We start from the raw sequence: 14,306 nt of genomic DNA, 5'->3' as shown, positions 1-14,306 counted from the left end.
GAATGAGCGATACATCCGCGACGGAAAACGGCGTAAGCACCGAATATGGCGCAGATTCCATCAAGGTTCTGAAGGGCCTCGATGCCGTGCGCAAACGCCCCGGCATGTATATCGGCGACACCGACGATGGCTCCGGCCTTCATCACATGGTCTATGAAGTCGTCGACAACGCGATCGACGAAGCGCTTGCCGGCCATGCCGACATCGTCACCGTCACTCTCAATCCGGATGGTTCGGTCACCGTCACCGACAATGGTCGCGGCATCCCGACGGACATTCACACCGGCGAAGGCGTGTCGGCTGCCGAAGTCATCATGACGCAGCTCCATGCCGGCGGTAAGTTCGACCAGAATTCCTACAAGGTTTCCGGCGGCCTGCACGGCGTCGGCGTCTCCGTCGTCAACGCGCTGTCCGTCTGGCTGAAGCTGAAGATCCGCCGTCACGACAAGATCCATGAAATGAGCTTCACCCATGGCGTGGCCGATGCTCCGCTGAAGGTTACGGGCGACGCGCCGAATGAAACCGGCACGGAAGTGAGCTTCATGCCGAGCACCGGCACCTTCACCATGACGGAGTTCGACTACGGCACGCTGGAGCATCGTCTTCGCGAGCTCGCCTTCCTGAATTCAGGCGTCCGCATCCTGCTGACCGACAAGCGCCACTCCGATATCAAGCAGGAAGAACTGCGTTATGACGGTGGCCTCGAGGCTTTCGTCGCCTATCTCGACCGCGCCAAGAAGTCGCTCGTCGACAAGCCGGTTGCCATCCACGGCGAAAAGGACGGCATCACCGTCGAAGTCGCGATGTGGTGGAACGACAGCTATCACGAGAACGTGCTGTGCTTCACCAACAACATCCCTCAGCGCGATGGCGGCACGCATATGGCCGGCTTCCGCGCGGCGCTGACGCGCCAGGTCGTTTCCTATGCCGACAGTTCCGGCATCACCAAAAGGGAAAAGGTGACGCTGCAGGGTGAAGATTGCCGCGAAGGCCTGACCGCGGTTCTGTCGGTCAAGGTGCCGGATCCGAAATTCTCGTCGCAGACCAAGGATAAGCTGGTTTCCTCGGAAGTCCGGCCTGTTGTCGAAAGTCTCGTCAACGAGGCGCTGAACACCTGGTTTGAAGAACATCCGAGCGAAGCCAAAATCCTCGTCGGCAAGGTCGTCGAGGCAGCCGCCGCACGCGAAGCGGCCCGCAAGGCCCGCGAGTTGACCCGCCGCAAGGGCGCCCTCGATATCGCTTCGCTGCCGGGCAAGCTCGCCGACTGCTCCGAGCGTGATCCGACAAAATCCGAAGTCTTCCTCGTCGAGGGCGATTCTGCCGGCGGTTCGGCCAAACAGGGCCGCTCGCGCGAGAACCAAGCGATCCTGCCGCTGCGCGGCAAGATCCTGAACGTCGAACGCGCCCGTTTCGACAAGATGCTGTCGAGCCAGGAAATCGGCACATTGATCACCGCGCTCGGTACCGGCATCGGCAAGGACGAGTTCAATGTCGAAAAGCTGCGCTACCACAAGATCATCATCATGACGGACGCTGACGTCGACGGCGCCCATATTCGCACCCTGCTGCTCACTTTCTTCTTCCGCCAGATGCCGCAACTGATCGAGCGCGGTCATCTCTATATCGCCCAGCCGCCGCTCTATAAGGTCTCGCGCGGCAAGTCGGTGCAGTATCTGAAGGATGAGAAGGCGCTCGAAGAATATCTCATCAGCCAAGGCCTGGAAGATGCTTCGCTGAGGCTCGGTAGCGGCGAGGTTCGCACCGGCCAGGATCTGCGCGAGGTCATCCTCGATGCCCTGCGTATGCGCGCGCTGCTCGACAATCTCCATTCGCGCTACAATCGTTCCGCCGTCGAACAAGCGGCGATTGCCGGCGCGCTCAATGCCGAGCTCGCCAGCGACCCGGGGAGGGCGCTGGCGCTGGCAAACGAAGTGGCTGGACGCCTCGATATCATCGCCGAGGAAACCGAGCGCGGCTGGCGGGGCGATCTGACAACCGATGGCGGCCTGCGCCTCGAGCGCATGGTCCGCGGCGTCAAGGAACTCGTTGTGCTCGACATGGCGCTGATCGGTTCCTCGGATGCCCGTCACATCGACCAGCTGACGGCACGCCTCAAGGAAATCTATCAGACGCCGCCATCGCTGCATCGCCGCGAAGGCGACGTCGAAATCTCCGGCCCGCGCGCCCTGCTCGATGCAATCTTCGCAAGCGGCCGCAAAGGCCTCACCATGCAGCGCTACAAGGGTCTTGGCGAGATGAATGCCGAGCAGCTCTGGGAAACGACGCTCGATCCGAACGTGCGCTCGCTGCTGCAGGTCAGGGTCAACGACGCCACCGACGCCGATGGTCTCTTCGCCCGCCTGATGGGGGACGAAGTCGAGCCGCGGCGCGAATTCATCCAGGACAATGCGCTAAGCGTCGCAAATCTCGATATCTAATTGATATTTCCGAAATAAATGGCCCCGCTATCTTTAGGATGGCGGGGCTTTCGTTTGCCCGATATCTGCTTGGCCTTTGGCTTCGCTCAATTCGCGACGAAGCGCCCGTTGAAGGCGACCTCGGAGAGCGGCTTGCGCTGGCTGGGGAATTCGCGCGCCTGATTGCGTTCGGAAAGAACGCTCTTGTCGGCCAGGCGGCCGATGGCGACGCCTGCTTCGACCCGGTATCCCTCGGGAATGGCGAAAGCCTGCCTGATCTCTTCATGCTTGATGCCGCCCATGCCATGGGCGTAAAGGTCGGAGAGGCGCGCCTGGATCGCCAGATGCCCCCATGCCGCACCGGCATCGAAGGAATGGGTGTAGCTCGGCTTTTCCTCAGCTGAGCCGGCAGCCCCGGTGAAGGCACGCGACACGACGAAGATCAGCGCCGACGCATTCCTGGCCCATTCCTGGTTGGCGTCGACGAGCAATGCGACGAATTTCTCCCAATGCCCTGAACCCTTGAGCGCATAAATGAAGCGCCATGGCTGGTGGTTGGCTGAGGACGGCGCCCAATGGGCAGCGTCGAGCAGACCGAGCAGCTGCGCCTCCTCGATGATTTCGCCGGTGAAGGCGCGCGGCGACCAGCGGTCGAGAAACATCGGATTGATCGGATAGTCGGATTCGCGGTGATTGCTCTTCGTCATGCTTGTTCCAGGGTTCGGGGCAGAAAATTTGGATCGGGGGCTGGGCTTAGTCCGTCCAGACGATGTCGAGTTCTTCGCGGAAGGCAAAGCGCTTCAGATGATCGTCGATGACGTGCTGCATCCTTTCCTGTTGCGAGGGATCGGCGACGGAAAGTGTCATGGTCAGCGTCGCATCGTCGGCCGCAAACGTCACCTCGGCCGTATCGCTGAACGGCACCCGGCCCCTCAGAGGATCAAAATCGACGCTGAACTTGTGGCTCCAGTGTTTGCAGAGCTGCTGCAGGTAGCGGCTTGCATGTTCGGTCGGCACGACGGCCTTCGAGAGATGCATTTCGAACTCCACGTCATTTTGTATAGCAGAGACATATTTCCTGCTTCACCGGGCTTGGCAAGCGCAGCATCGTCGCAGTTTGGGTGTACAGACTGTCTTCATAAACGCGGCATCACGCCGGCGTCGAAGCAGGATAATGAACCATTTCGTCAATCGATCGGGGAGTTGCGCATGCTGGTGAACGGAAAATGGACGGAAGACTGGCAGCCCGTTCAGGCAAAGGACGAAAAGGGCGGCTTTATCCGCCAGACCTCGAGTTTCCGCAATTGGGTGACCCCGGGTGGCAGCGCCGCGCCGACCGGCGAAGCCGGCTTTGCCGCCAGCGCCGGCCGTTACCATCTCTATGTCGCCTATATCTGCCCCTGGGCCTCGCGCACCCTGATCGGCCGCAAGCTCAAGGGCCTGGAAGATATCATCTCGATCTCGGTCGTCGAGCCGCTGCTGGGCAAGCAGGGCTGGCGCTTCGGTGATTATCCCGGCGCGACGCAGGATCACGTCAACGGCGTAACCTATATGCATGAAATCTATACCAGGGCAGCACCGGATTTCACCGGCCGGGCCACCGTGCCGGTTCTCTGGGACAAACAGAAAAAGACCATCGTCAACAATGAATCCGCCGATATTCTGCGTATGCTGAACAGCGGCTTCGGCGGTCTGGCAAAAAATCCGATCGATCTTTACCCGGCGGAGAGGCGCACCGAGATCGATGCTTTCAACGATCGCATCTATCCTGCCCTCAACAACGGTGTCTACCGCGCCGGTTTCGCCACCACGCAGATCGCCTACGAAGAAGCCTTTGCCGATGTCTTTGCCTGCCTCGACTGGGTCGAGCAGCAGTTCGAGGGCCGGTCTTTTCTCTTCGCCGATCATCCCACCGAGAGCGATATCCGGCTTTTTGTAACGCTGGTGCGCTTCGACGTCGCCTATCACGGCATCTTCAAATGCAATCTGCGCCGGCTTTCCGACTATGCCAATCTGCGCGCCTTCTGCCGCCGAATGCTGGATTGGCCGGGCATCGGTGAAACGGTGAATCTCGATCATATCAAGCGCGGCTACTATTCGATCGAAAGCCTCAATCCGACGAAGATCATTCCCTCCGGCCCCGATCTGGCGGAAATTTTTAGAGCATGATGCCGGCAGGTACCGGCGGTTTTCGGCAGAAAATCATCCGAATCGCGGCAAAGCCGTACCGCTTCCTGGGAAAGCCGTAATGACACCGATGAATAATTCGTTCATAGGTGGCTGCAAATCCGTTTTCGATGAGGAGGAATTCCATGAAGCTGATGCGTGTTGGCGAAGCAGGCGGTGAAAAACCAGCACTTCTCGATGCCGATGGCAAGATCCGCGATCTCTCCGGTCATGTCGCCGATATCGGCGGTGAAGCGATCGGACCGGCAGGCCTTGCAAAGATTGCGGCCATCGATCCGAAGAGCCTTCCGGAAATCGCACCCGGCCGCATTGGCGCCTGCGTCGCGGGCACTGGCAAATTCATCTGCATCGGCTTGAATTATTCGGATCATGCTGCCGAAACAGGTGCGACCGTGCCGCCCGAGCCGATCATCTTCATGAAGGCAACATCCGCAATCGTCGGACCGAACGACGATGTCGTCATCCCCCGCGGTTCGGAAAAGACCGATTGGGAAGTCGAACTCGGCGTCGTCATCGGCAAAACCGCCAAATATGTGACGGAAGCCGAAGCGCTGGATTATGTCGCCGGTTATTGCGTTTCCAACGACGTTTCCGAGCGCGCTTTCCAGACCGAGCGTTCCGGTCAGTGGACCAAGGGCAAATCCTGCGACACGTTTGGCCCGATCGGCCCCTGGCTCGTGACCAAGGATGAAATTGCCGAGCCGCAAAACCTCGGCATGTGGCTGACGGTCAACGGTCAGAAGATGCAGAACGGTTCATCGAAGACGATGGTTTACGGCGTTGCTTTCCTCGTCTCCTACCTCAGCCAGTTCATGTCGCTGCGTCCCGGCGACGTGATCTCGACCGGTACGCCTCCGGGCGTCGGCATGGGCCTCAAGCCACCGCGCTATCTCAAGAACGGCGACGTGGTCGAACTCGGAATCGAAGGTCTCGGCACGCAGAAACAGACCTTCGTAGCGGATCGTTAACGACGCTTCCTGTTGAGAAACTTAAGTTTTCAGGTCGATTATGATGCCGGGGATCAATTCTCCGGCATTTCTTGTGCGGGTCTGGTGCGTCAATGTTGCTGTGCAACAAAAACCTGTTAGTCTGCGTTACGTGCCCGCGTTACGAAAAGAGTCGATGCCTCTCAATCGGTGTCATCTTTTCGATAGAGAAAGGTGGCGCCTTCCAATGTTTTATCAGCTTTATGAATTGAACCATGCCGCCATGGCGCCGTTTCGCGCCGCGGCCGATATCATGCGATTTGCCTATGCCAATCCGCTGAACCCGTTCTCCCATACGCCATTCGGCCGGACGATGGCGGCAAGTCTCGAAATGTTCGAACGCACGACGCGCCGCTACGGGAAACCGGAATTCGGACTGAAGCAGACGACGATCGGTGACAAGACGGTGTCCGTCCGCGAAGAGGTCGTCTGGTCGCGACCCTTCTGCAATCTTCTGCATTTCGCCCGCAGTATTCCAGCCGCCCGCGGCAATGATCCACGCATCCTGATCGTCGCGCCGATGTCCGGCCACTATGCCACGCTGCTGCGCGGCACGGTCGAGGCGCTGCTGCCGAGTGCCGATATCTACATCACCGACTGGATCGACGCCCGCATGGTGCCGATGACAGAAGGCACGTTCGATTTCGACGATTACGTCGACTACGTTATCGAGATGCTGCATTTCCTCGGTCAGGACACGCATGTCATCGCCGTCTGTCAGCCTTCCGTTCCGGTGCTGGCAGCCGCTGCCGTGATGGAACAAGCCAGGGATCCGCTTTCGCCGGCGTCGATGACGCTGATGGGCGGCCCGATCGACACACGCATCAATCCGACGGCGGTCAACAAGCTCGCCCAGGAGCGGTCGCTGCAGTGGTTCTCCGACAATGTCATCATGAACGTGCCCTGGCCGCAGCCGGGCTTCATGCGCCCGGTCTATCCAGGATTCCTGCAGCTTTCGGGCTTCATGTCGATGAATCTTGATCGCCATCTCGTCGCGCACAAGGAATTCTTCATGCATCTCGTGAAGAACGACGGCGAGCCGGAAAGACATCGCGATTTCTACGACGAATATCTCGCCGTCATGGATCTGACCGCCGAATTTTATCTGCAGACGGTGGAGGAGGTCTTCATCAAGCATTCGCTGCCGAAGGGCGAACTGATGCATCGCGGCAAACGCGTCGATCCGGCGGCCATTCGCAACGTGGCGCTGCTGACCGTCGAAGGTGAGAATGACGATATCTCAGGGGTCGGCCAGACGGAGGCGGCGCAGACCATCTGCGTGAACATTCCCGAAGATATGCGCATGCATTATCTTCAGCCGGATGTCGGCCATTATGGTGTTTTCAACGGCTCGCGTTTCCGCCGCGAGATCGCGCCGCGCATCATCGATTTCGTCCGCCAGCATTCCCGTTCCGCCGTCAAGCCTCCCATCCCGCGTGTCATCAAGGGCGGCCGGACGGGCTGAATCAGGGACAGCTGAATTAGCAAAACGGATTCAAGGCCTTGTCCGATTTCGTGGGCAATCGTCTTGAAGGCGGTTATTGTGGTAACCACATCGATTTCAGCGTTCGGTATTCTGCCGGGCGCGGAAAGCGAGGGATACCCGCACGATGAACCAGTCAGCATTGCTTCGACCGGATTGGACTCCGGCTACCATTGCCCTGATGATTCTCGGCTTCATGGTTTTCTGGCCTCTGGGTCTTGCCATGCTTGCCTACATCATCTTCGGCGACCGTCTGCGCGGCTTCAAGCGTGACGTCAACCAGGCGACCGATGGCTTCTTTGCCTCCTGCCACCGCCCGCATGGCCGTCACCGCCCGCATTTTTCGACCGGCAACGTCGCCTTTGACGACTGGCGCAAGGCCGAACTCGACCGCATCGAGGAAGAGCGCCGCAAGCTTGACGAAATGCGCGAGGAATTCGACTCCTATCTTCGCGAACTCCGCCGCGCCAAGGATCAGGAAGAGTTCGATCGCTTCATGCGCGACCGCAGGAACGCCAAGCGCGATGACAACGGCCCGGTCGCTGAATATCAGACGCCGTAAACGCCTGAACGATGAAATGATGACCGGCATCTCTCGATGCCGGTTTTTCCATGTCTGCCCTTCCGGCGATCATTTAGATTTGCCGGCGAATCGTATAGAAAACACGCATGTTCTCGCTTCTGAAAACAAGGTCGAAGGCGCGAAAGCCGGCTCCGCCCGAAATGCGGACGCTCGATGTCGCCGGCCGGCTCATGCCGCTGACGATCAAGCAGCATGACCGGGCGACACGCATCACGCTGCGCATCGAACCGGGCGGTCGCGCCTTGAAGATGACGGTGCCGAAAGGCCTTGCGGCGCGTGAGGTCAATGCCTTCCTCGATCGTCACCAGGGCTGGCTCCTCACCAAGCTTGCTAAGTTTTCGACCGATACCGGCCTGCGTGATGGCGGCGAGATCCTCCTTCGCGGCGTTTCTCACCGCATCCAGCATAGCGGCAGCTTGCGCGGGCTGACGGAGGTGGTTTCCACAGGCGGCATCCCGGTGCTGCGCGTCAGCGGCATGCCGGAACATGTCGGACGGCGCATTGCGGCCTTTCTCAAGAAGGAGGCGCGCGCCGATCTCGCAAGACTGGCGACGATGCATGCCGCAACGATCCGGGCGCCGATCCGTTCGATCTCGATGAAGGATACCCGTAGCCGCTGGGGCTCCTGTTCGTCGGAGGGAAATCTGAGCTTTTCCTGGCGTATCGTCATGGCGCCGCCGTCGGTGATCGATTATCTCGCCGCCCATGAGGTAGCCCACCTCAAGGAAATGAATCACGGCCCGCACTTCTGGGCCCTCTGTGGCAAACTTTGCCCCGGTATGGACGAGGCGAAATCCTGGCTCAAGCGGCATGGCAGCCAGTTGCATGCCATCGATTTCGACTAGCGCGTAACCCCGAAATCGGAATCGATTTTTCGGAAAGCATTATGCGCAGATTTAAAGTGATAGAGCGTCCTTAGCGCGTCCTTTGGATGCGCGGCGCTCTAGCCGAGAGCCGCGCTAAATTCAGTGTTCGTCGCAAATTGGCTCGACTCTTTCCGCATTTCGTGTCACTTCGCTGCCATGAGACCGGATATCAAGATCTGTGGTTTGAAGACGCCTGAGGCTGTCGATCGTGCGCTGAAACGCGGCGCGACCCATATCGGTTTTATCTTCTTCGAAAAGAGCCCGCGCTATATCGAGCCGGACCTGGCGGCAAAACTGGCCGAACCTGCGCGCGGCAAGGCGAAGATCGTCGCCGTCGTCGTCGATCCGACCAATGACGAACTCGACGAGATCGTATCGTTGTTGAAGCCGGATATGCTCCAGCTTCATGGTAACGAGAGCCCTGAACATGTGCTGACCATAAAGGCGCTCTATGGTCTGCCTGTGATGAAGGTCTTTTCGGTCCGCACGGCAGACGACCTGAAGCGCGTCGAGGCCTATATCGGCATCGCCGACCGTTTCCTCTTCGACGCCAAAGCGCCGAAGGGTTCGGAACTGCCTGGCGGCAACGGTATTTCCTTCGATTGGAGCCTTCTCAGCTGGCTTGACGGCAGCGTCGATTACATGCTTTCCGGCGGGCTGAACAAGGACAATGTCGCCGAGGCGCTTTTCATCACCAAGGCACCGGGTATCGACGTCTCCTCGGGAGTCGAAACTGCGCCTGGCGTGAAGAGCGTCGCGAAGATCGATGAATTTTTTGACGCGGTCGAAAAGGCGAATGCGCCGATGATGGCCTCAGGGAGTTGAGAGTGAACGAGACGCCTAAACCGAATTCCTTCCGTTCCGGCCCCGATGAAGATGGCCGTTTCGGCATCTATGGCGGTCGTTTCGTGGCCGAAACATTGATGCCGTTGATCCTTGATCTGCAGGACGAGTGGAACAGGGCAAAGAACGATCCGGCGTTCCAGGCCGAATTGAAGCATCTCGGCGCGCATTATATCGGCCGCCCGAGCCCGCTCTATTTCGCCGAGCGGCTGACGGCCGAACTCGGCGGCGCCAAGATCTATTTCAAGCGCGAAGAGCTGAACCACACCGGCTCGCACAAGATCAACAACTGCATCGGCCAGATCCTGCTCGCCAAGCGCATGGGCAAGACCCGCATCATCGCCGAAACCGGTGCCGGTCAGCACGGCGTCGCCTCCGCAACCGTTGCCGCCCGCTTTGGCCTTCCCTGCGTCGTCTATATGGGCGCCACCGACGTCGAGCGTCAGGCGCCGAATGTTTTCCGCATGAAGCTGCTCGGCGCGGAAGTCAAGCCGGTCACGGCGGGCAGCGGCACGCTGAAGGACGCCATGAACGAGGCACTTCGCGACTGGGTCACCAATGTCGAGGATACCTATTACCTGATCGGAACGGCAGCCGGTCCGCATCCCTATCCGGAGATGGTCCGTGATTTCCAGTCGGTGATCGGCATCGAAGCGAAAGAGCAGATGCTGGCAGCCGAAGGCCGTCTTCCGGATCTGGTCATCGCTGCCGTCGGCGGCGGCTCGAACGCCATCGGCATTTTCCATCCTTTCCTGGATGATCCCTCTGTCAAGATGGTCGGCGTCGAAGCCGGCGGCAAGGGTCTGCAGGGCGACGAACATTGCGCCTCGATCACTGCCGGTTCGCCGGGCGTGCTGCACGGCAACCGCACCTATCTGCTGCAGGATGGCGACGGTCAGATCAAGGAAGGCCATTCGATTTCGGCCGGTCTCGATTATCCTGGCATCGGCCCCGAACATTCCTGGCTGAACGATACCGGCCGCGTCGACTATGTGCCGATCATGGATCACGAAGCGCTCGAGGCTTTCCAGACCTTGACCCGCCTCGAAGGCATCATCCCGGCGCTCGAGCCCTCGCACGCGATTGCCGAGGTGATCAAACGCGCACCGACGATGGGCAAGGACGAGATCATCCTGATGAACCTCTCCGGCCGCGGCGACAAGGATATCTTCACCGTCGGCAAGATTCTGGGAATGGGACTGTAAGACATGACCGCACGCATGGACAAACGCTTTGCCGAGCTGAAGGCCGAGGGCCGTCCGGCGCTTGTGACCTATTTCATGGGCGGCGATCCCGATTACGACACCTCGCTCGGCATCATGAAGGCGCTGCCGGAGGCAGGCTCCGACATCATCGAGCTCGGGATGCCCTTTTCCGATCCGATGGCCGACGGCCCGGCGATCCAGCTGGCCGGCCAACGGGCGCTGAAAGGCGGCCAGACGCTGAAGAAGACGCTGCAGCTGGCGGCCGATTTCCGCAAGACCAATGATGCGACGCCGATCGTGATGATGGGTTACTACAACCCGATCTATATTTATGGCGTCGAGAAATTCCTCGACGACGCGCTCGCCGCCGGCATCGACGGCCTGATCGTCGTCGACCTGCCGCCCGAGATGGATGACGAGCTCTGCATTCCGGCGATCCGCAAAGGCATCAATTTCATCCGCCTTGCGACGCCGACGACCGATGAGAAGCGCCTGCCGAAGGTCCTGAAGAACACCTCCGGCTTCGTCTACTACGTCTCGATGAATGGCATCACCGGTTCGGCGCTGCCCGATCCGTCGCTGGTTTCGGGCGCGGTCGAGCGCATCAAGCAGCATACCAAGCTGCCCGTCTGCGTCGGCTTCGGCGTCAAGACGGCGGAACATGCAAAGGTCATCGGCAGTTCGGCCGACGGCGTCGTCGTCGGCACCGCGATCGTCAATCAGGTTGCGACCAGCTTGACGCATGACGGAAAGGCAACGGCGGACACCGTTCAGGCGGTTGCCACGCTGGTGCGCGGCCTTTCCACGGGAACACGTTCGGCGCGCCTTGTTGCTGCCGAATAGTTTGCCCACATTGGCAATAAAGCATGTCGCGCAAAAGTGTGCAGCGGTTTTGCGGCAACGACATGCGGGAAACTAGGACCTAAAGCGTGGCAGCGCATCTGAAAGATCGCTACGCGCTTTAGACTATCAGGAGTATTCGAGTTGAACTGGATCACCAACTACGTTCGCCCGCGGATCAATTCCATGCTGGGCCGTCGCGAAGTGCCGGAGAACCTCTGGATCAAGTGCCCGGAAACGGGCGAGATGGTCTTCCACAAGGACCTGGAAGGCAACAAATGGGTCATTCCGGCGTCGGGTTATCACATGAAGATGCCGGCCAAGGCCCGGCTGGCCGATCTTTTCGATAATGGCGAGTTCGAATCGCTGCCGCAGCCGAAGGTCGCGCAGGACCCGCTGAAGTTCCGCGATTCGAAGAAATATAGCGATCGCCTGCGCGACAGCCGCCTGAAGACCGAACAGGAGGATACGATCCTCGCCGGTGTCGGAAAGGTGCAGGGACTGAAACTCGTGGCCGTTGTGCACGAATTCAACTTTATCGGCGGTTCGCTCGGCATGGCCGCCGGCGAGGCGATCGTCAAGGCTTTCGAGCGCGCGACGTCTGAAAAGTGCCCGCTGGTGATGTTCCCCGCTTCCGGCGGCGCGCGCATGCAGGAAGGCATCCTGTCGCTGATGCAGCTGCCGCGCACGACGGTTGCCGTCGACATGCTGAAAGAATCCGGCCAGCCCTATATCGTCGTGCTGACCAACCCGACGACGGGTGGCGTCACGGCCTCCTATGCCATGCTTGGCGATATTCATCTGGCCGAGCCCGGCGCCGAAATCGGCTTTGCCGGCAAGCGCGTGATCGAGCAGACGTTGCGTGAAAAACTGCCCGAAGGCTTCCAGACCGCCGAATACCTGCTGGAGCATGGTATGGTCGATATGGTCGTCAAGCGCCACGATATTCCGGAAACGCTGGCGCGCCTCTTGAAGATTCTGACGAAGAAGCCGGTTTCGGCGGCGAACGACATGAATGGCGGCGCCATCGCTCTGGCGGCGAGCGCCTGATAACTGACAAGCAGGCGGGGTGCCGAATTGATACCCAGAGGCCAAACCGCGGTGAGTGAGGCAGCGCAGGAGATCGACAAGCTCATGGGATTGCATCCCAAGGGCTTTGATCTGTCTCTCGATCGCATCACCCGTCTTCTCGATCAACTCGGCAATCCGCACAGGAAACTGCCGCCGGTGATTCATGTCGCCGGCACCAATGGCAAGGGGTCGGTCACCGCCTTCTGCCGCGCCCTGCTCGAAGCCGGCGGCTACAGCGCTCACGTCCACACCTCACCGCATCTCGTCAATTGGCACGAGCGTTATCGCATCGGCGTCAAGGGCGGACGCGGACAGCTTGTCGACGACGCCGTCTTTGCCGAGGCCGTGCGTCGCGTGGCCGATGCCAATGCAGGACAGCAGATCACCGTCTTCGAAATCCTGACGGCAGTCACCTTCATCCTGTTTTCCGAACATCCGGCCGATGCCGCGATCATCGAAGTCGGTCTCGGCGGCCGGTTCGACGCCACCAATGTCATTTCCGATCCGGCCGTCTCGGTGATCATGCCGATTTCGCTGGATCACCAGCCCTATCTCGGCGACAGGGTCGAGCTGATCGCGGCCGAAAAGGCCGGCATCATGAAACCGGGATTTCCCGTTGTCATCGGTCATCAGGAATATGACGCAGCGCTCGACGTGCTGATGTCGACGGCCGAACGGCTGCATTGCCCGAGCGCCGTCTTCGGGCAGGATTTCATGGCGCATGAGGAATATGGCCGGCTCGTCTACCAGGACGAGTTCGGCCTTGCCGACCTGCCGCTGCCGCGCCTTCCCGGCCGCCATCAATATGCCAATGCCGCCGCTGCCATTCGTGCCGTCAAGGCGGCGGGTTTCACCGTCACCGAGACGATGATGGAAAAGGCGATGAGTTCGGTCGAATGGCCGGGCCGGCTGCAGCGCCTGAGCGAGGGCCGGCTGCTGCCGCATGCACCCGCCGGCGCCGAGATCTGGATCGATGGCGGGCATAATCCCGGTGCCGGCGAAGTGATCGCCGAAGCCATGGCCACTTTCGAGGAGCGCCAGTCTCGGCCGCTTTTTCTGATTATCGGCATGATCAACACCAAGGATCCGGTCGGTTATTTCAAGGCCTTTGCCGGCTTGGTCGAGAAGGTTTTCTGCGTGCCGATCCGCGGCAGCGAAGCGATGGTCGACCCGGTGATATTGTCGAATGCCGCTTATGATGCCGGCTTGGTTGCCGAACCGATGTCGACGGTCGGCGATGCGCTGGAAGCGATAAAAGCCGTCGCCGACCCGGAGGCATTGCCGCCGCGCATCCTGGTCGGCGGCTCTCTCTATCTTGTCGGCGACGTGCTTGCCGACAACGGCACGCCGCCAAAATGAAGGCTGCGAAATGAAAAAAAGCCCGGTCGAGCCGGGCTTTTTCGTCAATGTGATATAAATTCGTCGATATTAATCAGGCAGCGCTCGAAATCCAGTTCGAAAGAGCCGTCTTCGGCTTTGCGCCGACCGAGATATCGGCAACTTCGCCGCCCTTGAAGATTGCAAGGGTCGGAATGGAGCGCACACCGAACTGTGCAGCGAGTTCCGGGTTCTCATCGATATTCAGCTTGGCGACCTTGACCTTGCCTTCCATCTCGACGGCGATTTCTTCGAGGCTCGGAGCAATCATCTTGCACGGGCCGCACCATTCGGCCCAGAAATCGACGACGACGGGTTCTGCGGATTCCAGAACTTCCGACTGGAAGTTATTGATATCGACTTTCACGGTAGCCATGGGCTGCTCCTTTAACGGAATTGGGTGTTGAACCACATGTGATGGTGCGGTGCCGAACTTTCAATGTCCGGT

The 14,306-nt window shown here is 59.7% G+C and carries 14 protein-coding genes; 11 read left to right on the top strand and 3 right to left on the bottom strand.

The window, feature by feature from the left end:
- Window positions 1–2 precede the first annotated feature (2 nt).
- On the top strand, window positions 3–2,438 hold the full coding sequence (gyrB, locus tag RWJ89_RS18115) for a DNA topoisomerase (ATP-hydrolyzing) subunit B (RefSeq protein WP_131665080.1): 2,436 nt from the start codon (window positions 3–5) through the stop codon (window positions 2,436–2,438).
- An 86-nt stretch (window positions 2,439–2,524) separates the two neighbouring features.
- Here gyrB and RWJ89_RS18110 read toward each other — a convergent pair whose 3' ends face one another.
- Entirely contained in the window at window positions 2,525–3,124 is a 600-nt protein-coding gene (locus tag RWJ89_RS18110) for a nitroreductase family protein (protein WP_131665079.1), read from the bottom strand.
- 46 nt (window positions 3,125–3,170) lie between these two features.
- Window positions 3,171–3,455: a DUF2218 domain-containing protein gene (locus tag RWJ89_RS18105; RefSeq protein ID WP_131665078.1), complete on the bottom strand. Its 285-nt coding sequence runs from the start codon at window positions 3,453–3,455 to the stop codon at window positions 3,171–3,173.
- A gap of 171 nt (window positions 3,456–3,626) precedes the next feature.
- On the opposite strand from RWJ89_RS18105, the gene RWJ89_RS18100 reads away from it, so the two are divergent.
- The 10 genes from RWJ89_RS18100 to RWJ89_RS18055 all read left to right on the top strand — a co-directional run bounded on the left by RWJ89_RS18100 (window position 3,627) and on the right by RWJ89_RS18055 (window position 13,840).
- The gene (locus tag RWJ89_RS18100) at window positions 3,627–4,586 is read left to right on the top strand and encodes a glutathione S-transferase family protein (RefSeq protein WP_316031214.1); all 960 of its coding nucleotides are present in this window, start codon (window positions 3,627–3,629) and stop codon (window positions 4,584–4,586) included.
- Window positions 4,587–4,729: 143 nt separating this feature from the next.
- The gene (locus RWJ89_RS18095; RefSeq protein ID WP_316031213.1) at window positions 4,730–5,572 is read left to right on the top strand and encodes a fumarylacetoacetate hydrolase family protein; all 843 of its coding nucleotides are present in this window, start codon (window positions 4,730–4,732) and stop codon (window positions 5,570–5,572) included.
- Window positions 5,573–5,777: 205 nt separating this feature from the next.
- Complete coding sequence (locus RWJ89_RS18090) at window positions 5,778–7,055, top strand: polyhydroxyalkanoate depolymerase (RefSeq protein ID WP_131665075.1); 1,278 nt, start codon at window positions 5,778–5,780, stop codon at window positions 7,053–7,055.
- 145 nt (window positions 7,056–7,200) lie between these two features.
- Window positions 7,201–7,635, top strand: a complete 435-nt coding sequence (locus RWJ89_RS18085) for a DUF2852 domain-containing protein (protein ID WP_316031212.1) — start codon at window positions 7,201–7,203, stop codon at window positions 7,633–7,635.
- Between the two features lie 107 nt (window positions 7,636–7,742).
- Complete coding sequence (locus RWJ89_RS18080; RefSeq protein ID WP_168284782.1) at window positions 7,743–8,501, top strand: M48 family metallopeptidase; 759 nt, start codon at window positions 7,743–7,745, stop codon at window positions 8,499–8,501.
- Window positions 8,502–8,678: 177 nt separating this feature from the next.
- The gene (locus RWJ89_RS18075; protein WP_024322892.1) at window positions 8,679–9,347 is read left to right on the top strand and encodes a phosphoribosylanthranilate isomerase; all 669 of its coding nucleotides are present in this window, start codon (window positions 8,679–8,681) and stop codon (window positions 9,345–9,347) included.
- 2 nt (window positions 9,348–9,349) lie between these two features.
- Window positions 9,350–10,570, top strand: a complete 1,221-nt coding sequence (gene trpB, locus RWJ89_RS18070; protein WP_020052236.1) for a tryptophan synthase subunit beta — start codon at window positions 9,350–9,352, stop codon at window positions 10,568–10,570.
- A 3-nt stretch (window positions 10,571–10,573) separates the two neighbouring features.
- Entirely contained in the window at window positions 10,574–11,413 is an 840-nt protein-coding gene (gene trpA, locus RWJ89_RS18065; RefSeq protein WP_168284780.1) for a tryptophan synthase subunit alpha, read from the top strand.
- Between the two features lie 141 nt (window positions 11,414–11,554).
- A complete protein-coding gene (gene accD, locus RWJ89_RS18060; protein WP_033182047.1) occupies window positions 11,555–12,460 on the top strand; it encodes an acetyl-CoA carboxylase, carboxyltransferase subunit beta in 906 nt (301 codons plus the stop codon).
- A 27-nt stretch (window positions 12,461–12,487) separates the two neighbouring features.
- Window positions 12,488–13,840 (top strand): bifunctional folylpolyglutamate synthase/dihydrofolate synthase, encoded by a 1,353-nt coding sequence (locus RWJ89_RS18055; RefSeq protein ID WP_221999512.1) that lies wholly within the window; start codon window positions 12,488–12,490, stop codon window positions 13,838–13,840.
- Window positions 13,841–13,913: 73 nt separating this feature from the next.
- Here the strand turns inward: RWJ89_RS18055 and trxA are convergent, their stop codons facing one another.
- Window positions 13,914–14,234, bottom strand: a complete 321-nt coding sequence (trxA, locus tag RWJ89_RS18050; protein WP_003544118.1) for a thioredoxin — start codon at window positions 14,232–14,234, stop codon at window positions 13,914–13,916.
- Window positions 14,235–14,306: the final 72 nt, after the last annotated feature.

This window comes from Rhizobium sp. 10PS4, assembly GCF_032464805.1.
GTDB lineage: Bacteria > Pseudomonadota > Alphaproteobacteria > Rhizobiales > Rhizobiaceae > Rhizobium > Rhizobium laguerreae.
This window is presented reverse-complemented; position numbering and strand designations above follow the sequence as displayed.